16 protein-coding genes are annotated in these 20,792 nt (G+C 74.9%); 9 read left to right on the forward strand and 7 right to left on the reverse strand.

The features are described 5' to 3' along the window. Positions 1 to 207 precede the first annotated feature (207 nt). The 5 genes from ABZO31_RS27130 to ABZO31_RS27150 all read left to right on the forward strand — a co-directional run bounded on the left by ABZO31_RS27130 (position 208) and on the right by ABZO31_RS27150 (position 8,643). Positions 208 to 1,617: an amidase gene (locus ABZO31_RS27130; protein WP_406863912.1), complete on the forward strand. Its 1,410-nt coding sequence runs from the start codon at positions 208 to 210 to the stop codon at positions 1,615 to 1,617. Between the two features lie 61 nt (positions 1,618 to 1,678). Continuing rightward, complete coding sequence (locus ABZO31_RS27135) at positions 1,679 to 2,641, forward strand: hypothetical protein (protein WP_406863913.1); 963 nt, start codon at positions 1,679 to 1,681, stop codon at positions 2,639 to 2,641. After that, positions 2,638 to 4,767 carry a hypothetical protein gene (locus ABZO31_RS27140; protein ID WP_406863914.1) on the forward strand — a complete coding sequence of 710 codons (2,130 nt, stop codon included), beginning with the start codon at positions 2,638 to 2,640 and terminating at the stop codon, positions 4,765 to 4,767. The genes ABZO31_RS27135 and ABZO31_RS27140 overlap by 4 nt, the downstream gene beginning before the upstream one ends. After that, complete coding sequence (locus ABZO31_RS27145; RefSeq protein WP_406863915.1) at positions 4,764 to 5,741, forward strand: AAA family ATPase; 978 nt, start codon at positions 4,764 to 4,766, stop codon at positions 5,739 to 5,741. Before ABZO31_RS27140 ends, ABZO31_RS27145 begins: the two co-directional genes overlap by 4 nt. Then, positions 5,734 to 8,643: a TIR-like protein FxsC gene (locus ABZO31_RS27150; protein WP_406863916.1), complete on the forward strand. Its 2,910-nt coding sequence runs from the start codon at positions 5,734 to 5,736 to the stop codon at positions 8,641 to 8,643. The genes ABZO31_RS27145 and ABZO31_RS27150 overlap by 8 nt, the downstream gene beginning before the upstream one ends. Before the next feature lie 106 nt (positions 8,644 to 8,749). Here the strand turns inward: ABZO31_RS27150 and fusA are convergent, their stop codons facing one another. Both fusA and ABZO31_RS27160 read right to left on the reverse strand, forming a co-directional pair. Beyond that, positions 8,750 to 10,735, reverse strand: a complete 1,986-nt coding sequence (gene fusA / locus ABZO31_RS27155; protein ID WP_406863917.1) for an elongation factor G — start codon at positions 10,733 to 10,735, stop codon at positions 8,750 to 8,752. Between the two features lie 546 nt (positions 10,736 to 11,281). Beyond that, entirely contained in the window at positions 11,282 to 12,448 is a 1,167-nt protein-coding gene (locus ABZO31_RS27160) for a glycerate kinase (RefSeq protein ID WP_406863918.1), read from the reverse strand. Between the two features lie 138 nt (positions 12,449 to 12,586). Here ABZO31_RS27160 and ABZO31_RS27165 point away from each other — a divergent pair, with 138 nt between their 5' ends. Both ABZO31_RS27165 and ABZO31_RS27170 read left to right on the forward strand, forming a co-directional pair. Further along, positions 12,587 to 13,657 (forward strand): ADP-ribosylglycohydrolase family protein, encoded by a 1,071-nt coding sequence (locus ABZO31_RS27165; protein WP_406863919.1) that lies wholly within the window; start codon positions 12,587 to 12,589, stop codon positions 13,655 to 13,657. Further along, on the forward strand, positions 13,654 to 14,154 hold the full coding sequence (locus ABZO31_RS27170) for an NUDIX domain-containing protein (RefSeq protein WP_406863920.1): 501 nt from the start codon (positions 13,654 to 13,656) through the stop codon (positions 14,152 to 14,154). Before ABZO31_RS27165 ends, ABZO31_RS27170 begins: the two co-directional genes overlap by 4 nt. A gap of 5 nt (positions 14,155 to 14,159) precedes the next feature. Here the strand turns inward: ABZO31_RS27170 and ABZO31_RS27175 are convergent, their stop codons facing one another. Next, positions 14,160 to 14,366, reverse strand: a complete 207-nt coding sequence (locus ABZO31_RS27175) for a type II toxin-antitoxin system VapB family antitoxin (RefSeq protein ID WP_406863921.1) — start codon at positions 14,364 to 14,366, stop codon at positions 14,160 to 14,162. Positions 14,367 to 14,431: 65 nt separating this feature from the next. Between ABZO31_RS27175 and ABZO31_RS27180 the strand changes: the two genes are divergently transcribed. Next, a complete protein-coding gene (locus ABZO31_RS27180) occupies positions 14,432 to 15,151 on the forward strand; it encodes an SIR2 family NAD-dependent protein deacylase (protein WP_406863922.1) in 720 nt (239 codons plus the stop codon). Between the two features lie 237 nt (positions 15,152 to 15,388). Further along, entirely contained in the window at positions 15,389 to 16,549 is a 1,161-nt protein-coding gene (locus ABZO31_RS27185; RefSeq protein WP_406863923.1) for an endonuclease/exonuclease/phosphatase family protein, read from the forward strand. 92 nt (positions 16,550 to 16,641) lie between these two features. On the opposite strand, the gene ABZO31_RS27190 is transcribed toward ABZO31_RS27185, so the two are convergent. From ABZO31_RS27190 to ABZO31_RS27205, 4 genes are read right to left on the reverse strand one after another with little or no spacing between them, the layout of a single operon-like run. Next, positions 16,642 to 17,130: a methylated-DNA--[protein]-cysteine S-methyltransferase gene (locus tag ABZO31_RS27190; RefSeq protein WP_406863924.1), complete on the reverse strand. Its 489-nt coding sequence runs from the start codon at positions 17,128 to 17,130 to the stop codon at positions 16,642 to 16,644. Between the two features lie 15 nt (positions 17,131 to 17,145). Then, positions 17,146 to 18,621, reverse strand: coding sequence for an AlkA N-terminal domain-containing protein (locus tag ABZO31_RS27195; protein WP_406863925.1), 1,476 nt, complete (start codon positions 18,619 to 18,621; stop codon positions 17,146 to 17,148). A 50-nt stretch (positions 18,622 to 18,671) separates the two neighbouring features. Beyond that, on the reverse strand, positions 18,672 to 19,271 hold the full coding sequence (locus ABZO31_RS27200) for an O-acetyl-ADP-ribose deacetylase (protein ID WP_406863926.1): 600 nt from the start codon (positions 19,269 to 19,271) through the stop codon (positions 18,672 to 18,674). Between the two features lie 58 nt (positions 19,272 to 19,329). Continuing rightward, entirely contained in the window at positions 19,330 to 20,751 is a 1,422-nt protein-coding gene (locus ABZO31_RS27205; protein ID WP_406863927.1) for a phytoene desaturase family protein, read from the reverse strand. Positions 20,752 to 20,792: the final 41 nt, after the last annotated feature.

Raw genomic sequence — 20,792 nt, forward strand, 5'->3', positions numbered from 1 at the left:
GTGCGCCCGCATGCGCGAGGCCCGGGAGGCCATCGACGCGGCGGTCGCGGCCGGCGGCGACGGCGTGGACGAGGACCTCGCCTTCCACCTCGCCCTGAGGCCCTGAGCCCCTGCCCGAGTCCCCGTCCCCGCCCGTCGCGGACAGGGGCTGACAGCAAGGTTACGCTCCAGTAGGGTTCCGGCAGCCGACGAGACGAGGGGGCTGCCGTGACCGCGGGCGAACACACCGGACTGGCCGCACAGGCAGCGCGGTTGGCGGACGGAGCGGTCACCTCGGCCGCCCTCGTGCAGTCCGCTCTGGACCGTATCGAGGCCGCTCGGCCCACCCTCAACGCCTTCCGTGTCACCCGCGCCGAGGCCGCGCTCGAAGAGGCTGCCGAGGCCGACCGGCGCCTCGCCCGGGGCGAGCGGCTGCCGCTGCTCGGCGTACCGATGGCCGTCAAGGACGACACCGACGTCGCCGGACTGCCCACCGCCTTCGGGTGCGGCGGCGACCTCCCCGCCGTGGGACAGGACGGCGAGGCGGTACGGCGGCTGCGCGCCGCCGGAGCGGTGATCGTCGGCAAGACGAACTCCTGCGAACTCGGCCAGTGGCCGTTCACCGAGGGCCCCGCCTTCGGCGCCACCCGCAACCCGTGGAACCCCGACCACACCCCCGGCGGCTCCTCCGGAGGCTCGGCCGCGGCCGTCGCCGCCGGACTCGTGCCCGCCGCCCTCGGCTCCGACGGCGCCGGCTCCATCCGGATACCCGCCGCCTGGACCCACCTCGTCGGCATCAAGCCCCAGCGCGGCCGGGTCTCCGTCCACCCGTACAACGACTGCTTCCACGGCCTCACCGTCAACGGCCCGCTCGCCCGAACCGTCGCCGACGCCGCCCTGCTGCTCGACGCCGTCGCCGGCTCCCACCCCAGCGAGCGCTTCCAGCCCACCCCCGTGGACGCCTCCGCCGCAGCCCGCCGCGAGCCCGGGCGGCTGAGGATCGCGCTCGCCTGGCGCCCGCCGTTCACGGCCACCCCCACCCCGCTGCACCCCGGCGTCCGCCGGGCCGTCGCCGACCTGGGCGACGCGCTCGCCCGGCTCGGCCACACCGTCGAGGAGGCCCGGCCCCGGTACGGGCTGATCGGCCTGAGCTTCCTGCCGCGGGCCGCCGCCGGCGTCGCCGAGTACGCCGGCCGGCACCCCGAGCCGCGGCTGCTCGACCCGCGTACCCGGGAGACCGCCCGCTCCGGCCGCCTCCTCGGCGGCCGGGCGCTGCGCGCCGCGCGCGGCCGGGAGGCGAGCCAGCACCGCAGGATCGGCGCCATCTTCGACACGTACGACGTCGTCCTCGCCCCCACCACCGCCGCGCCGCCGCCCCGGATCGGGACCTTCGACGACATGCCCGGCTGGCGGACCGATCTGGCGATGGCCTCGGCCTGCCCGTACGCCTGGCCCTGGAACGTCCTCGGCTGGCCCGGCGTCAACGTCCCGGCCGGCTTCACGGCCGACGGGCTCCCGGTCGGCGCCCAGCTCCTCGGCCCCGCCGGCAGCGAACCCCTGCTGATCTCCCTCGCCGCCCAACTCGAGGACGACCTACGGTGGTTCGAGAAGCGACCGCCCGCCTTCGCGGACTCGTGACGGGGCCCGTCCCCGGCGGCTAACCTGCACGAGGACAGTCCTGATGCGGGGGAGGCGGGGGATGGCTCCACGGCTGGTGTTCGTGCACGGAATCGGCGGGCCGCGCGACCCGGCCGCCGAACTCGCCCACTGGTCCGCCGCGCTCGCCGCCGGAATGCGGGCCGCCGGACACTCCGCGCTCGCCGCGTCGCTGGAGGCCGCGCCCGGCGCACACGCCGCGTTCGTCCCGTACGCCGACCTCTTCGGCCGCCCGCAGGCGCAGGGCGGCGACGACACACTCGACGAGGCCGGGCTGCTCGCCGCGCTCGTCACCGAACTCGTGGACGAGGCAGCGGAGTTGGCCTCCGCGGACGACGATCCGGAGGCGCTGGGGATCCTCGCCCACGCCCGCGCCGAGGCGGCGCCCACCGGACAGCAGCAGGGCGCACCGGACCTGGCGCGCCGCGCCCTCAACGCGGTCACCACCCTGCTCTCGCTGCGGCCCTGGGACGGCGCGGGGGAGTGGCTCACCCCGAAACTGATGGTACGTCAACTGGGGCAGGTGGCCCGCTACCTGGCCCGCGCCGAGGCCGACGCCGACGGGGCGACCCTCGACGAGAGGATCCGCGCCCGCCTCGCCGCGGCCCTCGGCGACGGCCCCGCCGTCGTCGTCGCGCACTCCCTCGGCACCGTCGTCGCCCTGGAGACCCTGCACGAACAGGGAGCCGACGTCCCGCTGTTCGTCACCCTCGGCTCGCCCATCGCCATGCGCACCGTCGTGCTGCCCCGGCTGCGGCCCCAGCCGCCCGCCGTCCCCGACGGCACCGCCCGCTGGCTCAACTTCTGGGACCGCGACGACGTCATCGCCGTACGCCCCCGGCTCGAACACGCCCTCGCGCCCGGCACGTCCGGCGTCCGGCCGGTCAGCGCCCGCGTCGACTCCGACGGCCTGTGGGTGCACACCGCCACCAAGTACCTCGCCCAGGCGGCCGTCGCCGGACCCGTCGCCGAGGCGCTCGCCGGCGCGACCCCGGGCCGCGGATGACGAACCGCCCGCGCGGCGGCCGCCCGCCCGGCCGCCCCGACACCCCCCGCCACCTCCTGGTGATCGCCCCGCAGTGCCGGCAGATGGAGCACCTGGACCTCCTCGAACCGGCCGCCACCGGACTGTACGAGGTGCTCACCGACCCCGCCCTCGGCGGCTGCGACCCCGGACTGCCCGACGGCCGGTCCGCGCTGCTCACCGGCGACGGAATCACCAGCGCCGACGTGCGCGCCGCCGTCTCCGACGCCGTGCGGCACGCCGCCCGGCGCCGCGCCGTCCTCGTCCTCGCCCTCCTCGGCCACGGCTTCGTGCCCGGCCGCAGCAGCAGCCTGTACCTGATGACGGAGGAGTCCGTCGAGGACGTCCGCAACGGCTCCGTAGGCGTCGGGGAACTCCTGACGGACGCCGCCGACGACCCCGGCGTACCCGGCGTGCTCGCCCTCGTCGACACCTGTCACGCGGGCGGCGCACCGCCCCCCGTCCACGAGCTGACCGGCGGCACCCGCAACGGACGTACCCGGCTCGCCCTGCTGATGGCCTCCGCCGTCACCCAGCCCGCCACCGGACTGTCCTTCACCCGCGGCCTGACCGACCTGATCGTCCACGGACTGCCGAACACCGAGGACGAGTTCGGCGTCACCGACGCCGCCCGCGCGCTCAAGGGCGCCCTGCCCGGCCAGGACGTCACCGGCCTCGACTACGACGCCGACGGCGCCGCCCGCGCACCCGTCTGGATCGCCCGCAACGTCCGCGAGCGCCCCACCCCCGGCGGACTGTGCGGCCGGCTCGCCGTCGACGAACTCGCCGCCGCCTTCCGCGCCGTCGACCCGCGGCTGCGCGCCCCCGACGCGGCCGGTGACGCCGCCGGCCTCGCCGCCGCCCGCGAGGACCTCCTCGCCCGCCCCGCCGGACCGGCCCGCGGCCACGCCCTCGCCGTCCTGGACGCGCTCATCGTCGCCGTGCGCACCGTCGCGTTCCTGCGCGGCTGGCTCGGCGCCGACCTCACCACCGCGCGCATGCGGCACGCCCTGCACACCCTGCTCGCCGCCGAGGGGCGGCTGCCGTCCGGGGACCGGCTCCGCACCGACGTCGACATCGTCGACGAACTGGTCTTCAACCACCCCTCCGCCGACGACGACTGGCGGCCCGGACTGACCCGGTTCGTCGCGCTCCTCGGCCGCGTCTGCGGCCGCCCGCCCGACGCCCCCGAACTGCACAACTGGGGCACCCGCTGCGGCGCCACCGCCGAGCTCAACGCCGCCCTCGCGTACGCCACCCGGCGCGCCGGCGGCCGGCGGCTCGCCCTCGTCGTCAGCCTGCACGCCGCCCTCGCCGACGACTGGCCCGAGGAACTCGACGCCTGGCTGCTGCGCGACGGCGACCTCCTCCACCACGAGCGCTTCCCCTGCCCCGGCGCCGACCGGACCGGCGCCGAGGTCGCCGTCGAGGACGCCGCCGCCTGGGCCGAGGACCACGGCGCCGCACTCGACCTGCCGCTCGAACGCGTCGACATCGCCCTGCCCGCCGGACTGCTCCTGGACTGGCGGCCCGAAGAGGCAGGAGTCGCCGCACTTCTGGGTATCCGCTACGAGGTGAGACTCCACTGGAGCCGCCGGCTCACTCCCGACGCGGTGCTGCGCAGCATCGAGCGGGTGGTCGGCGCGCGCTGGGACGTGCTCTCCGACCCGCTCGGCGAGGACCGGCGCGCCCCCGTCGACTGGCTCGGCCGCGACGACGTCGCCGAGGCGCAGGTGCTGCGCGCCAAGCTCCGTACCGGCCGCTACCGGCGCGGCCTCGGCCTGCTCCACCACCCCGGCGCCGACGCGCCGCTGCTCGACCTGCTGCTCGCCTACACCCCCGTCCTGCTCTGGCCGCACGACCCGGCCGGAGCCGACCCCGGCTGCGCCGAGGACGGCCACCGCTGCCTCGACCGCAAATGGTGGGCCATGCCCGCCGCGCTCGCGTACGCCTACCGGGACCGCTGGGCCGACCGGGAGGCCGACGACGACCTCGCCGACCTCCGGGCCGTCTGGGACGACCCGGACTGGCTCCGCTTCTGCGGGGCATTCCGGAACGGGCCGCCGCCCGCCCGTGCCTCCGACACCGCTGCCGAAGGGATGTCATGACCTGGAACGCGTACTACCGGGGCGACGGAACGAGCCGGCCCGACACCCGGCTGCCCGACCCGCCGCCCTGGCGCAACTTCTTGGACCGGCGCCCGGTCGCCGAGGTGTTCCGGCCGCCGGACGGACTCGTCGAGGCGGTCAACGCGGCGCTCGCGCTGAGACGGCCGCTGCTGATCACCGGCACGCCCGGCTCCGGCAAGTCCACGGTCGTCGAGCAGGTGGCCGCGGAGCTGGGCCTCGGCCCCGTACTGCGCTGGCACATCACCTCCCGCTCCACGCTCGCCGAGGCGCTGTACCGCTACGACGCCCTCGGCCGCATCCACGCGCACCGGCTCCAGCAGGAGAAGGCCCGCGCCGGATCCGACACCGGCGACGGGGACGACATCGCGGCCTTCATCGGCCTCGGCCCGCTCGGCACCGCGCTGCTGCCCGCGGGGCGGCCGCGTGCCCTGCTCGTCGACGAGATCGACAAGTCCGACCTCGACCTGCCCGGCGACCTCCTGGAGGTCCTGGAACGCGGCGAGTTCCGCATCCCCGAACTGCTGCGCGAGGGCCAGGACGTGGCGGAGCTGCGGATGTGGGACAGCGCGGACCGGTTCCGGGTGGAGCGCGGCCACGTCCAGTGCACCGAGTTCCCGTTCATCGTCATGACCAGCAACGGAGAACAGGAACTCCCCGCGCCCTTTCTGCGCCGCTGCGTGCGCTACACGATGCCGAAACCCACGGCCGCCCTGATACGCGAGGTGGTGAGCGGGCATCTTCAGCTGGAGATACCCGAATCCGGCCCCGAGGCGGACCTCGTGAACGACTTCGTACGACGCGTGGCGGCGGGCGAGAGCGTCGCCGTCGACCAGCTCCTGGGCACCCTGCACCTCCTGCACGGCGACGCCGCCCAGGGCGCGGCGAGGGTCCGCGGCCGGGGCGAACGCGACCGTCTCATCGCCCTGTTGATGAAGGACCTCTCCGGTGCCTGACGACCGGGGGCCGGGGGCACGGCGACTGGACTCCGTGGTCGGCGCCGTGCACGCTCTGGGCCGCGGGCTCGACGGCGTGTCCCTGGCCGAACTGCTGTGGCTCGCCGCGCAGTCGGATGCCGGCCAGCCGGAGGACGGCACCCCCGCGCGGACCCCGGCCGGAGGGGGCGGGGAGCGGGTGGCCGTCGACCCGCGGGAGACCGAACGGGCCGGCCGGGACCCCTCCCTGCAGCCCGTCTACGAGCCCACGGCCGCGCCCGGCGGCCGCGGGCTCACCGGACGCAAGGTCTCCCTGCCGCGCGCCGCGGCCCTGCCCCGTGCCCGTGAACTCGCCACCGCACTGCGCCCGTTGCGCCGCCCCTGGCGCAAGGGACGGCGCGAACAGCTCGACATCGCCGGCACCGTCGCCGACTTCGCCCGCAGCGGCGAACTGCTCCCCGTCTTCGGGCCGACGCCCGAGCGCTGGTTCGACCTGACCGTCGTCCTCGACCGCTCGCCGACCATGGCCGTGTGGGCCGACACCACCGGCGAACTGCTCCGGCTGCTCGCCAGCACCGGAGTGTTCCGCACCCTGCGGGTCCAGGAGATCAACACCTGGGAGCCGGAACCCGAGCCGGAGCCCGAACCCCCGTCCGCGACGGCGACGTCACCGCTGCCCCAGGCCCAGTCCCGGCGCCTCGTCCTGGTCGTCTCCGACTGCGTCGCCACCGCGACCGGCGACAGTCGCCTGTGGGACCGCATCCACCGCTGGGCCCGCGCCGTGCCGACCGTCCTCGTCAACCCGCTGCCCCCCGCGATCTGGCGGCACTCCGGCCTCGACCTGCCGGCCGTGCGCACCGCCCCGCCGCCGCGGCCCGGTGCGGCCAACGCCCGCCTCCCGTACGCCGAACCGCCGCTGCTCGAAGAGCTCCTGTATGCGGCCGAGGGCATCCGCGAACCCTGGGTGCCGGTCCCCGTCGTCTCGCTCACCCCGCGCTCCGTCGACCGCTGGGCCCGCACCCTGATGCGCGGCGCGCCGGAGGGCTGTGCGGCCGTGCTGGTGCCGCAGCCGGGGCTGATGGAGCGGCCCGGGGTTCTGGGGGACGCCGAACTGGACGGCGAGAAGCTGGTCGAGTCGTTCCTGCACCGCGCGTCCACGACCGCGGTCCGGCTGGCGGCGCTCTGCTCCTCGTACGCGGAACTCAGCGTGGCGCTGCTGCACCTGGTCCGCCAGGAGCTGGTCCCCGAGGCCACGCCCGCGGACCTCGCGGAGGTGGTGGTCGGCGGGCTCGTCTCCGTCGACCAGGGCGAGGAGGAGCGCAGCGGACCCGTACTCCGCTTCCACGCCGGCGTCCGCGAACGCCTCGCGCACCGGCTCGGCGCCCGCGACGCCCGCCGGGTCCGCGACGCGATCACCCGCTTCGTCGAGGCGAACCCGAACGCCCGCTCCCGCTTCCCGGCGGTCACGCCGTCCCCGTCCGGCGACACGACGATCGCCGCGACCGAGGGGCGGCCGCCGATCGCGGACATGCCGGCGGAGGCCGTGGAGACGGGGGAGACGGCGGAGGGGTCCGAGACGGCGGACTCCGTGGACACGGCGGAGACGCTCGCCGCGTGGAAGCGGGCCCGCGTCGCGCTGCGGGGGACGCCGACGGGGCCGCGGCCCCTGGACGAGCCCCCGCCGGCGCCTCCGCAGCAGCGGCGGGAGGCCCGGGCGGCGGGCCTGTCGCATCGCCGCGCGGACACCCCTCCGCCGTACTTCTTCCTCAGCTACGCGCACACGCGGACGACCGGCCCCGCGGGCCGGGACCCCGACCGGTGGATCGAACGGCTCTTCCGCGACCTGACCGGCCACGTCATGGCGCTGACGGACCTGCCGGCCGGGGTCCCGGCGGGTTTCATGGACCGCGAGCTCCGCCCCGGCGAGGGCTGGTCCGAACGCCTCGGCGAGGTCCTGGCGACCTGCCGGGTCTTCGTCCCGCTCTACTCGCCGCGGTACTTCGCCAGCGAGACCTGCGGCCGCGAGTGGTACGCCTTCGACCAGCGCACGATCTACGAGCAGGCGAAGCGCGACCGGACGGTCCACGCGGTGGTGCCGGCCCTGTGGGTGCCCGTCCCGCCCGACTCCCTGCCCACGGTGGCGCGCCGACTGGGCATGCCGGGGCGGGAGTTCGGCGACGTGTACGCGAGCGAGGGCCTGTACTCGCTCCTCAGACTCGACGCCTATGCGGAGGAGTACGAACGCGCCGTCTACCAACTGGCCAAGCGCATCGTCTCGGTGGCGCAGGAGACGGAGCTGCCGCCCGGCTCCCCGGTCGACTACCTCACGTCCCCCAGCGCCTTCGGCGGCTTCGGCGCCCCGTCCGAACGGGTCCGGGTGGTCGTCGCCGCGCCCTCGGGACGCGAACTCCCGCCCGGCCGCACGCCCGACCCGTACGGCGCGGACGCGCTGAGCTGGAACCCGTACCACCCGGAGTCCCGACGGCCCGTCGGCCAGGTCGCCGCGTCCCTGGTGCGCTCGCTCAACCTGGACGCGACGGTCGGCTCCTGGGAGGAGTCCGAGAGCTGGCTCGCCGGCGACGAGCCGCCCCCGGACCCGGTCGTCCTGCTCCTCGACCCCTGGCTCCTCGGCGACCCCGCGTGGCGCCGCCGGCTCGCCGACCTGGACGCCGGCGCCTGCCCGTGGGTACGGGTCGTCGTCCCGAGCCACGCCCGCGACGACCAGTGCGTGGCGGCCCGGCGCGAGCTGCGCGAACTGTTCGCCCGCGTCATGCCGTACACGGCCGGAGCCGCGGCCGGGACGCCGGAACCCGACACCCTGGAGTCCCTGGGTCCCCACCTGGCCCACACGGTCGCGGAGGCCCGAGCGTCCCACGCGGGCGAGACGCCGACGCCGGCCGCAGGCAGACGCGACCCGGTCTGAAGGGCGGTCCCGGCCCCGACCCGACCCCCGCCGGAAGCCCGGCCCCCGCCGGGAGCCCGGCCCCCGTGTGGAGGCCGGGGCCCGTGTGGAGGCCGGGGCCCGTTTCTCAGCCGCCCGTCACCGGGGCGTAGCCCGACGGGCGGGTCGTGAAGGTGCCTCGGCCCTGGGTGCGGGTGCGCAGGCGGGTGGCGTAGCCGAAGAGTTCGGCCAGGGGGACCGTCGCCGTGAGCGCCGTCGAGCCCGACTCGGTCGTCGTGCCCGAGATGCGGGCGCGACGGGACGCGAGGTCGCCCAGGACCGCGCCCACCGACGCCTCCGGCGCGGTGACCGTCACCTCGGCCACCGGCTCCAGCAGCGTCAGCTCCGCCGCGCGCAGCGCGTCACGCACCGCGAACCGGGCCGCCGTACGGAACGCCAGCTCCGACGAGTCCTTCACGTGCGTGGCCCCGTCCGTCAGCGTCACCCGTACGCCGGTCACCGGGTGGCCGCCGAGGGGACCCTCGGCGAGGGCGTCCCGACAACCCGCCTCCACCGCGCGCACGTACTCCGCCGGCACGCGCCCTCCCGTCACCGTCGACGCGAAGGCGAACGCCCCGTCGTCCGTACCCTCCAGCGGCTGCACGTCCAGGACCACCTGAGCGAACTGGCCCGCCCCGCCGTCCTGTTTGACGTGCTTGTACGCGAAGCCGGTCACCCCGCGCACCACCGTCTCCCGGTACGCCACCTGCGGCCTGCCCACCGTCACCTCCAGTCCGTGGACGCGGCGCAACTGCTCCGTCGCGACCTCCAGATGCAGCTCGCCGAGACCCGACAGGACGGTCTGACCCGTCTCCGGATCGGACCGCACGACCAGCGACGGGTCCTCCTCCACCAGGCGGCCCAGCGCCGTCGCCAGCCGCTCGGTGTCGAGGCTCCGGCGCGCCTCGACGGCCACCGACACGACCGGCGTCGCCGACCGCGGCGGCTCGAACTGCCGTGGCGCGTCGCGGTCGCACAGCGTCGAACCGGCGCGGGCCGTCTTCGGCCCGACGACGGCGACGATGTCGCCGGCCGCCGCCTGCTCGACCTCCGTGTTCCGGTCCGCCTGGACCCGCAGGATCCGTGCGACCCGCTCCGTACGGCCCGCCGTCGCGTCCAGCACCACGTCCCCCTTCCGGACCGTGCCCGAGTACACCCGCAGGAACGTCAGCCGCCCGGTCGCGGTCGACTGCACCTTGAACACCAGCCCCGCGAACGGCGCGTCCGCCTCGTCCGCAGGCGCCGGCAGGTACGCCGCCACCGCGTCGAGGAGCGGTTCGACGCCACGGTTCCGGTACGCCGAGCCGCACAGCACGACCACGCCGTCGCCGGCCGCCGTCACGTCCCGCAGCGCGTGCGCGAGCGTGCGCTCGCCGAGTTCGCCGCGGGCGCAGTACTCCTCCAGGGCGCCCGGATGCAGTTCCGCCACCGTCTCCTCCAGGAGCCGTCGCCGGCGTGCCGCCTCCTCGCGGAGCTCCTCGGGCACGGGGCCCTCGGCGAGGACCTCGTCCGCGCCCCAGACCAGCGCCCGCGGACGCAGCAGGTCGACGACGCCGGTGAACCCGTCCTCGCGGCCGATCGGCAGCTGGACGACGAGCGGTACGGCGCCGAGCCGGTCCCGGATCGAGGCCACCGCCGCGTCGAGGTCCGCGCCCGCGCGGTCCATCTTGTTGACGAACGCGATCCGCGGTACGCCGTGCCGGTCGGCCTGCCGCCACACCGTCTCGCTCTGCGGCTCGACGCCCGCCACCGCGTCGAACACGGCGACGGCACCGTCGAGGACCCGCAGCGCGCGTTCGACCTCGTCGGTGAAGTCGACGTGGCCCGGGGTGTCGATCAGGTTGATCCGGTGACCGTCCCAGTCGCAGCTCACGGCCGCCGCGAAGATCGTGATCCCGCGGTCCCGCTCCTGCGGGTCGAAGTCGGTGACCGTCGTCCCGTCGTGGACCTCGCCGCGCTTGTGGGTGGCGCCTGTCAGGTACAGGAAGCGCTCGGTGAGCGTGGTCTTGCCGGCGTCCACGTGCGCGAGGACACCGATGTTGCGGATACGGGAGAGGGGAAGCTGCGTGCGCATGGCCCAGGGCCTTTCGTGCGTGTTCGGGAAAGGGCAGCGCGATGTCCCGGACGAGCGGCGAAAGACGTCGACAGCCGACGTCAGCGGTGCGTCACGGGATTCCGCCGGCGGGCGCGCAGCCGCCGCCGGGCGGAGGGAGAGGCCAGGATCACGTCGTACCGGAACGGCGACCGGACACGGGTGCGGGCGGGGGGAGCGGAGACGGGCGTACGGGAACAGCGCACGGTCGTCCTCCCCCTCTCGGTCGCACAGCGATCACTCCAGGCGCCACCGGACCCTTCGCCGGGGCGCGGTGCGAGTGTAGGGAGCGGGGGCACGGGGGCGACAACGATTTTTCGGGTACGGGGCGGGGGTGGGTCGGGGCGGCCCCACGCCGCCGCTGCGCGGCCCGCCACGGCCGGACCGGCAGAACCGGGTGGAGCGGGGCCTGCCGCACCACCGGCCGGAGGCGGGTGCCGGTGGGGCCCGTAGGACCCACACGGCACGGCACCCGGCCCACGCTCGTGGCGGGCCGGGTGCCGTGGTCGGGTCGGGTCGGGGCGAGGGTCAGCTCAGGAAGTCGCGGGCGAGCTGGGCCGCCGTCTCCTCCAGGAGCGGGCCCGCGTTCGGCATGGACTTCGCCGGGTCCGGCTCCAGGGCCGTCAGCGGGTACGCCCGGCGGATGCCGGCCGCGCCGAGGGCCTCGGGGGCGAGGGCCAGGCGGCCGCAGACCGCGACGACCTCCTTGCCGGCCGCGCGCGCCGCCGCCGCGACGCCCGCGGGCGCCTTGCCGTGCAGGGTCTGCTCGTCCAGGGAGCCCTCGCCGGTGATCACCAGCGTGGCGCGCTCCAGCGCCGGAGCGAAGCCCAGGACGTCCAGCATCAGCTCGATGCCGGGCCGGAAGCTCGCGTCGAGGCCCACGAGCGCCCCGTACCCGATGCCGCCCGCCCCGCCCGCGCCGGGCGCGACCGCGCACTCCGCCGCCTTCGGGCCGATGGCCTTCTCCAGGACCGTCACGAAGTGCGCCAGCGCCGCGTCCAGCGTCTGCACGTCCTCCGGCGACGCGCCCTTCTGCGGGCCGTACACCGCCGGCGCGCCCTTCGGGCCGGTCAGCGGGTTGTCGACGTCGCTGGCGAGGATCAGGTCGACGTCGCGGAAGCGCGGGTCCAGGCCCGACAGGTCCGCGGAGGCGAGCTCCGCGAGCGCCGCGCCGCCGGGTCCGACCGGCTCGCCCGCCGCGTCCAGGAACCGCGCGCCCAGCGCGGCGAGCATGCCCGCGCCGCCATCGGTCGTCGCGCTGCCGCCGACACCGAACACGATCGTCCGCGCGCCCGCGTCCAGCGCGGCCGCCAGCAGCTCGCCCGAGCCGTACGTCGTCGCCGTCAGCGGCGCGAAGACGCCGGCCGGCAACAGCTGCAGCCCGGAGGCCTCCGCCATCTCCACGACCGCGGTGCCGTCCCGCAGCGCGAACGCCGCCGTCACCGGCTCGCCGAGCGGACCGGTCACGGTCAGCTCACGCCGCTCGAACCCGGCCGCCACCGCCGCCGCGACCGTACCGTCGCCGCCGTCCGCGACGGGCAGCGTCTCCACCTCGAGCTCCGGGACGACCCGTCGCAGCCCTGCTGTGACCCGCTCCGCGACCTGCACGGCCGTGAGCGAACCCTTGAACTTGTCGGCCGCCACGAGCACACGTGCCCGCGAGTCCGCGACCTGAGTTACTGCTCCGTCCGTCACCTTGCATCCCTTGCTTTCGAACAGGCAGTCGCGCCAGGGCTGACCCTATCCGCACCCCCAGAGGGCGTGCCACCCCCTGATAAGGGGATATTCCGTACTATCACGGGGCGATTCGCCCCCAGTGGGTACACGGGGAGCATGGGCCTACCGCACAGCGAACTCGCCGACCGGATCCTCGGCGGCTGGACCGGGCGGATCGCCGGGAACATGCTCGGCAAGCCGGTGGAGCGCGGCGACCACTGGACGCCCGAGCGGATCGACCGCTACCTGCGGCTGACGGACGCGCTGCCGCTCACCGACTATCTGCCACCACCGCCCGCCGCCGGCGCGGACGGTTTCGAGCTGCGCCCGGAGTGGCCGCAGTGCGTCCGCGGCCGGATCCGCGGCAGCTGCCGGGACGACGACGTGGACTACTCCATCCTGGGCCTGCACCTGCTCGAGACCCGCGGCTTCGACTTCACCACCGAGCAGGTCGGCGAGCACTGGCTGCTGCGGCTGCCGTACCTGCAGACCTTCACCGCCGAGCGGACCGCCTACCGCAACCTCGCCAACGGCCTGAAACCGCCGCTGACGGCGACGTACGACAATCCGCACCAGGAGTGGATCGGGGCGCTGATCAGGGCGGACGTGTACGGCTGGACCTCGCCGGGCGACCCGCGCCGGGCCGCGTCCTTGGCCCGCCGCGACGCCGTCCTGTCGCACACCGGCAACGGGGTGTACGGCGCGATGTGGGCGGCGGCGCTGATCGCCGCCGCGTTCACCGAGCCGGGTCCGCGGGAGGCCCTGGAGACCTCGCTGGAACGCATCCCCGCGAGCAGCCGGCTCGCCCGCACGGTCCGGCACGCGATCGCCCTGCACGAGGCGGGGGTCGACTGGGCGGACGCGGTGGCGGAACTCGGCTCGGACCACAACCACCTCGGCTGGATCCACACCGTCCCGAACGCGGCGGTGCTCACGGCCGGACTCCTCTATGGCGAGGGCGACTTCACCCGCACGATCACGCTCACCGTCCGCGCCGGCCTGGACACCGACTCCAACGGCGCGACGGCCGGCTCGGTCGCCGGCGTCATGTGCGGAGCGCGGGCGATCCCGCCCCAGTGGTCGGAGCCGCTGCAGGACCGGGTGCGCAGCGCCGTGTTCGGCTTCGACGGCGTGCACATCACGGAACTGGCGAAGCGCACCCTGCGCCTGGCTACGCTGACGGGATGACACAGACGGACTACGCTACGTACATCGCAAGCCTCCCGAAGGTACTCGCGGGCGCCGCGGCCCTGTTCCGCGACGAACAGGGCCGTGTCCTGATCGTCGAGCCGAACTACCGCGAGGGCTGGACGCTGCCAGGCGGCACCATCGAATCCGACCAGGGCGAGACGCCCAGGCAGGCGGCGCGGCGCGAAACCGCGGAGGAGATCGGCCTGGACCTCGCACTGGGCCCCCTCCTGGCCGTCGACTGGGTCCACAGCACGCCGGGCCGCGTCCGCCCCCCGCTGGTGGCGTACGTGTACGACGGCGGGGTGCTGACGCAGGAGCAGCTGGCGTCGATCCGCCTCCAGGAGGAAGAACTCCTGTCCTGGAAGCTCGCTGCCCACGACGAACTCCTCGCCCACCTCCCGCACGCCCTGGGCCCCCGCGTCCTGGCAGCCCTGGACGCCCTCGCCGCGGGCACCGGCCCGGCGGAGCTGGAGAACGGCCACCGACCGAACTGACGCGGTCAGCCCTGCGGCGGCTCCGGCGGAAGCAGGCCCTGGCCGGTGCGGTGGGACTCCTCGCGGGTCGCCGCGCGGGCCTCGGTGCGGTGGCCGCGGGCGATGTAGTCGCGGACCACGAGTTCCACCGCGTCCTGCGGGTTGCCGACCCCCGCGAGGACCATGACTTCCACCACGAGCTCCGCGTCCAGCGCGATGTTCACCTTGGCCATGGCGGGAACGTAGCAGGCGGATTATCCGTTCGCGCCCGTTCCGCCGATCCGCCTACCCTCGCCGCATGACCATGATCGCGATTCTGAGCGGTGCCGGCATCTCCACGGACTCGGGGATCCCCGACTACCGGGGGCCGAACGGCGTGTGGACGCGTGACCCGGAGGCCGAGAAGCTCGCCACGTACGAGCACTACATGGCCGACCCGGAGATCCGCCGCCGTGCCTGGCGGGTACGGCTCGACGGGCCGGTCCTGAAGGCCGAGCCGAACGCCGCGCACCGCGCCGTCGCCGCGTTTGAGAAGATCAGCGGGCACGCGCTCCGCGTCATCACCCAGAACGTCGACGGCCTCCACCAGGCCGCCGGCATGCCGGACCGCAAGGTGTACGAACTCCACGGCTCCGCCCGCTCCGTGGTGTGCACGGCCTGCCACGCCCGCTCCTCCATGGCCGACGCCCTGGAGCGCGTGAAGGCAGGCGAGGACGACCCGAAGTGCCTCGCCTGCGGCGGCGTCCTCAAGTCCGCGACCGTGATGTTCGGGCAGCGGCTCGACCCCGTCGTCCTCGGCGAGGCGATGTCCGTGGCGAAGGCGGCCGAGGTGTTCATCGCCGTCGGCACCAGTCTCCAGGTCCAGCCCGCCGCCTCCCTCGCGGGCATCGCGGCCGAACACGGCGCCCGCCTGGTCATCGTGAACGCCGAGCCCACCCCGTACGACGAACTCGCCGACGAGATCCTCCGCGAGCCCATCGGCACCGCGCTGCCCGCTCTGCTGGACCGGTTGCGTTAGACCTGGCCGCACCCGGCACAGCCGACAGGCGCAAACAGGGCATCCGATCGGGTTGTCGGGGGCGCCCGGCGCGGCGGGCCTGAGGCTGTCCGGTCGGCTTCCTCCATACGCTCGCAGGCGATCAAGGGACGCTGTAGCGCATGCGCGTCTGCGTGCGCATGCGCACGCAGACGCGGGTTTCCCCGGCTCCGGCTCCGGCGATTCCGCTCCCTCTCCCTGCCGAAAGGTCGCATTGTCGTGCCCGAAACCGCCCTGACCGGAGCGCCGCCGTCGGCCGGCCGCATCCGGCGCCGCCGGACCCGCGCCACGTTCTTCGCCGTCCTGTGCACCCTTCTGCTCGTCCTGCCCGGGTCGTTCACGGCGGCCGCGGCCGACGAGCGCCCGGTCCTGCTGAGGGTTCTGACCCGCAACATGTATCTGGGGGCTGATCTCCGGCCCGTCCTCGCCGCCACCGACACCTCGTCGCTCATCGCCGCCGTGACCCGGGTGTACGCACAGGTCCAAGCCACGAACTTCCCTGAGCGCGCCGAGGCCCTGGCGGACGAGATCGCCGAGTCCGACCCCCATCTGGTGGGCCTGCAGGAGGTCAGACTCTGGCGGAGCCAGAGCCCGGCCGACTTCAGTCCCACGCCCAATGCCACCGATGTCGAGTACGACTTCCTGCAGACCCTGCTGGACGCGCTCGCCGCGCGGGGCAGGCACTACGCCGCAGTCGCGACCATCACCAACAGTGACCGCGAGATTCCCCGGTCCACGCCCGACGGCCTGCAGGACATCCGCTCCACCGACTACAACGTGATCCTGGCGCGCACCGACCTGCCCGCGGCGAGGTTCTCCGTCGCCAACCCGCAGCAGGGTGCCTTCGCGGCCCGCCTGGTGATCCCCCACCCGGTGCTCGGCAGCATCGCCTTCCCGCAGGGCTGGGCGGCCGTCGACGCGACCCTGGGCGGCCGCACCATGCGCGTGGTCGACACCCACCTCGAAGCCCTCAGCCCCGCCGTCCAGGTACGGCAGGGCGCCGAACTGCTCGACGGGCCGCTCGACACCGACCTTCCCACCGTGCTCCTGGGCGACCTCAACTCGGCTGCCGGCGGCGTCGGGGCGGTGCCGGGCATGAGCGACACACCGACCTACGCCGACTTCCTGGCAGCCGGCTTCCGCGATGTCTGGACGGAAACCCGCCGCAGGGACCCCGGCTTCACCTGCTGCCAGGCTCCTGACCTGCGCAATGCCGCATCGACCCTCAGCCAGCGCATCGACTACGTCCTGTTCCGCAACGGCTTCGAGGCGGTGCGGGCCGAGCGCGTGGGCGACGAGCAGGCCGACCGCACTCCGTCAGGGCTGTGGCCCTCCGACCACGCCGGCGTCGCGGCCGCGCTCAGGTTGCCGCGAGGCTGACGGTCAAGGCACTCGGCGACATCGAGAACCACCGCACGGATCATGAGGGGATCCGTCGGATCGGCCCTGTCCGCCGTCGGGCCCGCCGGTGGTCAGAACAGCACGTCGCCCGCCTCGAAGGCCAGGAGACGCTTCTTCCTGTCCAGGCCGCCGCCGTACCCGGTCAGCGAGCCGCCTGCGCCGATCACCCGGTGGCAGGGGACGACGATGCTGACCGGGTTCTTGCCGTTGGCGAGGCCCACCGCGCGGGACGCGCCGGGGTTGCCCAGGGCTTCGGCCAGTTCGCCGTACGTGCGGGTCTCGCCGTAGGGGATCTCGGTCAGCAACTGCCAGACCCTGAGCTGGAATTCGGTGCCGATCAGGTTCAACGGGAGCGTGAATTCCTTCAGGTCGCCGGCGAAGTACGCGTCCAGCTGGCTCATCGTCTCGCCGAAGGGGCTCGGGTCGGGTGCGCCGAACGTCTCCTCCGCCGGGCGGTGGCGCTGGTCGGTCATGTGGATGCGGCTGAGGACGCCGTCGACGGCGACGAGTGTCAGCGCGTCGTACGGGCTGTCCACCACCCAGTGCTGAATGGTCGGCATGGCGCGGCAACTTCCTTACTCGGGGAGATAGTTGATCGGGTGGGACTCCGTGGCCCACAGGTACTGGACCGCGTACGCGCGCCACGGACGCCACTGACCGGCGCGGGCCGTGAGCGCGGCCGGGGTGGCGGGCAGGCCGAGGCCCTGCGCGGCGCGCCGGACGCCGAGGTCGCCGGGGAGGAACGCGTCCGGGTCGCCCAGCGCCCGCATCGCGATCACCTCCGTGGTCCACGGGCCGAAGCCGGGGAGGGCCGAGAGCCGGGCGCGGGCCTCGTCCCAGTCGCTGTCCACGTCCAGGCGCAGTGAGCCGTCCGCCAGCGCACCGACCAGCGTGAGCAGCGTGGTGCGCCTCGACCCGGGCAGGGCGAGGCCCTCCGGGTCGAGGCACGCCAGCGCCTCCGGCCCCGGGAACAGGTGCGTCAGGCCGCCCTCCGGGTCGTCCACCGGCGTGCCGTACGCGGCGACCAGCCGTCCCGCGTGGGTGCGGGCGGCCGCGGTGGAGACCTGCTGGCCGAGCACCGCCCGGACGGCGAACTCCGCCGCGTCCACCGTCCGCGGCACCCGCCGCCCCGGCTCCTTGTCGACCACCGGGGCGAGCAGCGGATCCGCGCGCAGCCGCTCGTCGACGGCGACCGGGTCCGCGTCCAGGTCGAGCAGCCGGCGGCAGCGGGCGATGGCGACGGTCAGATCGCGGGGGTCGGTGAGCGAGAGCCGGCAGGCGATGTGGTCCGGCCGCGGGGCCAGCGCGACGATGCCGTGCCCGTACGGCAGGCTCAGCGTCCGCCGGTACGCGCCGTCCCGCCACTCCTCCACGCCCGGGACGGCGGTCGCCGCCAGGTGCCCGAACAGGTTGGACGGCGCGAGCGGTGCGCGGAACGGCAGGCGCAGCGCGATCACCCCCGGGGCGGGCGGGCCCGCGGCGGGGCGGCGGGCGGCCCGGGCGCGCAGCTCACCGGGGGTGAGCGCGAACACCTCGCGGACCGTGTCGTTGAAGGTGCGGATGGACGAGAAACCGGAGGCGAAGGCGATCTCCGCCATCGGCAGCGGCGTCGTCTCGATCAGCAGCCGCGCCGTCTGCGCCCGCTGCGAGCGGGCCAGGGCGAGCGGCCCCGCGCCCAGCTCGGTGAGCAGCTGGCGCTCGATCTGCCGGGTCGAGTACCCGAGCCGGGAGGCCAGTCCCGGTACGCCCTCCCGGTCCACCACCCCGTCCTGGATCAGCCGCATCGCCCGGGCGACCGCGTCGGCGCGGGCGTTCCAGGCGGGCGAGCCGGGGCTGGTGTCCGGTCGGCAGCGCTTGCAGGCCCGGAACCCGGCACGCTGACAGGACGCCGCGCTGGGGTGGAACTCCATGTTCTCGGCCTTGGGCGGCACGACCGGGCAGCTGGGCCGGCAGTAGATGCCGGTGGTGCGGACGGCGGTGAAGAACACGCCGTCGAAGCGGGCGTCCTTCGACCGGACGGCACGTACGCAGCGCTCGGTGTCGGTGTGCATGGCTCAAGGATGGGTGACGCCGACCCCGCCCGGCTGGCGGAAAAACGACATCACCCTTGCGCTGCCAGGGCGGCTTCGAACGCCCTGTACGCGGTCTCGTCGAACAGGACGAACCTGACCTCCTCGACGGACGTCCCCGCACCCGTCTCCCGCACCGTCTCCACCGCGATCCGCGCGCCGTCGTCCAGCGGCCAGCCGTAGATGCCGGTCGAGACGGCAGGAAAGGCGACCGAGCGGGCACCCAGCTCCCCGGCCACCCGCAGGGACTCGCGGTAGCAGGAGGCGAGCAGCTCGGAGCGGTCCTCGGAGGAGCTGTGGACCGGTCCGACGGTGTGGATCACATGGTCGGCGTGGAGTTCGCCGGCGGTCGTCGCCACGGCCCGGCCGGTGGGCAGGCCCTTGCCGATTGGGGTCTCCCCTGCTCGAACGGAGCTGAGAGCTTGGGGAAGCGAGGCGCGGAGCCTGCGGCAGTCGTCCAGGATCGCCGTGCCGCCGCGACGGTGGATGGCGCCGTCGACCCCGCCGCCGCCCAGCAGGGAGCTGTTGGCGGCGTTGACGATGGCGTCCACGTGCTGCTCGGTGATGTCGCCGAGGACGAGGGTGATGGTGGGGCCGGTGGGTTCCGAGGGTCCTGTCGATCCGCTGCTCATGGCTCCATCATCGTCCGGCCGACGAGCCCCCGCCCAGCGATTTCCCGTCCCACTCGCCCTACCGCCCCGTCGACCTCAGGTGCCGCCACACCGCCTTCGCCGCGTTGTGGCCCGACATGCCGTGCACGCCCGGGCCGGGCGGCGTCGCGGCGGAGCACAGGAAGACCGCCGGGTGCGGGGTGTGGTACGGCCGCAGGGTCAGCCGGGGGCGCAGGATCAGCTGGAGTCCGCGGGCCGCGCCGCAGGCGATGTCGCCGCCGACGTAGTTGGCGTTGCGGGCGGCCAGTTCGGGCGGGCCTGCGACGGCGCGGGCCAGGATCCGGTCGCGGAAGCCGGGCGCGAAGCGTTCGATCTGCCGCTCCATCGCCTCCGTCAGGTCGCCCTCCCAGCGCTGCGGGACATGCCCGTACGCCCAGAAGACGTGCCGGCCCTCGGGCGCCCGGCCGGGGTCGACGAGGCTGGGCTGGGCCGTGATGAGGAACGGGGTGCGCGGCGCGGTGCCGGTGGAGGCCTGGCGCAGCGCGAGGCCGATGTCGCGGCTGCCGGGGCCGATCTGGACGGTGCCGGCGTGGCGCGCCTCCTCGGCGGTCCACGGGACGGGGCCGTCGAGGGCGTAGTCGATCTTGAAGACGGAGGCGCCGTGGCGGTAGCCGTCGTACAGCCCGCCGAAGCCGGCGATCCGCGCCAGGGCGGAGGGCGCGGTGTCGAAGACGTACGCCCTGGCCGGCGGCAGGTCGTCGAGCCGCTTCACCTCGTAGTCGGTGTGCACGGCCCCGCCGAGGTCCTTCAGGTACGCGGCGAGGGCGTCGGAGATCGCCTGCGAGCCGCCGCGCGGCAGCGGCCAGCCGCCGGCGTGCGCGGCGAGCGCGAAGACGAGGCCGATCGCGGAGGTGGCGAGGCCGTCGAGCGGGGCGATGGCATGGCCGACGAGCCCGGCGAACAGCGCACGGGCCTTGTCGTCCTTGAACCGGCGCAGCAGCCACGTGGACGGCTGCAGGCCGCCGATCCCGAAGCGGGCCAGGGTGACCGGATCGCGGGGCAGCGCGGTCAGCGGCAGCGACATGAAGTCCCGCGCCAGGGTGTCCCACTTACCGAGGTACGGCGCCACCAGGCGGCGGTACGTCCCGGCGTCCCGCGGTCCGAAGGAGGCGGCGGTCTCGGAGACCGAGCGCGCCAGCACGGCGGCGGTGCCGTCCTCCCACGGGTGCGCCATGGGGAGCCGCGCGTGCAGCCACTCGAGGCCGTACCGCTCCAGCGGCAGGTCCTTGAACGCGGGGGAGCCGACGCCGAGCGGGTGGACGGCCGAGCAGGGGTCGTGCCGGAAGCCCGGGAGGGTGAGCTCCTCGGTCCTCGCCCCGCCGCCGACCGTGGACTTGGCCTCGAACACGGCCACCGAGCAACCGCGGCGGGCCAGTTCGACGGCGGCGGTCAGTCCGTTCGGCCCCGCTCCCACGACGACGGCATCGAGCATCGACGGCACCTTGGACTCCTTCGTCAGCCGGGGCCAGGGCCGTCAGGATA

This window comes from Streptomyces solicamelliae (assembly GCF_045348655.1).
Taxonomy (GTDB): domain Bacteria; phylum Actinomycetota; class Actinomycetes; order Streptomycetales; family Streptomycetaceae; genus Streptomyces; species Streptomyces solicamelliae.

What these genes read in the sequence shown, in the direction of transcription:
- ABZO31_RS27135 (WP_406863913.1), top strand. Translation starts at nt 1,679, where the DNA reads ATGGCTCCACGGCTGGTGTTCGTGCACGGAATCGGCGGGCCGCGCGAC.
- ABZO31_RS27140 (WP_406863914.1), top strand. Translation starts at nt 2,638, where the DNA reads ATGACGAACCGCCCGCGCGGCGGCCGCCCGCCCGGCCGCCCCGACACC.
- ABZO31_RS27145 (WP_406863915.1), top strand. Translation starts at nt 4,764, where the DNA reads ATGACCTGGAACGCGTACTACCGGGGCGACGGAACGAGCCGGCCCGAC.
- fusA (WP_406863917.1), bottom strand. Translation starts at nt 10,735, where the DNA reads ATGCGCACGCAGCTTCCCCTCTCCCGTATCCGCAACATCGGTGTCCTC.
- ABZO31_RS27165 (WP_406863919.1), top strand. Translation starts at nt 12,587, where the DNA reads ATGGGCCTACCGCACAGCGAACTCGCCGACCGGATCCTCGGCGGCTGG.
- ABZO31_RS27170 (WP_406863920.1), top strand. Translation starts at nt 13,654, where the DNA reads ATGACACAGACGGACTACGCTACGTACATCGCAAGCCTCCCGAAGGTA.
- ABZO31_RS27175 (WP_406863921.1), bottom strand. Translation starts at nt 14,366, where the DNA reads ATGGCCAAGGTGAACATCGCGCTGGACGCGGAGCTCGTGGTGGAAGTC.
- ABZO31_RS27180 (WP_406863922.1), top strand. Translation starts at nt 14,432, where the DNA reads ATGACCATGATCGCGATTCTGAGCGGTGCCGGCATCTCCACGGACTCG.
- ABZO31_RS27190 (WP_406863924.1), bottom strand. Translation starts at nt 17,130, where the DNA reads ATGCCGACCATTCAGCACTGGGTGGTGGACAGCCCGTACGACGCGCTG.
- ABZO31_RS27195 (WP_406863925.1), bottom strand. Translation starts at nt 18,621, where the DNA reads ATGCACACCGACACCGAGCGCTGCGTACGTGCCGTCCGGTCGAAGGAC.
- ABZO31_RS27200 (WP_406863926.1), bottom strand. Translation starts at nt 19,271, where the DNA reads ATGAGCAGCGGATCGACAGGACCCTCGGAACCCACCGGCCCCACCATC.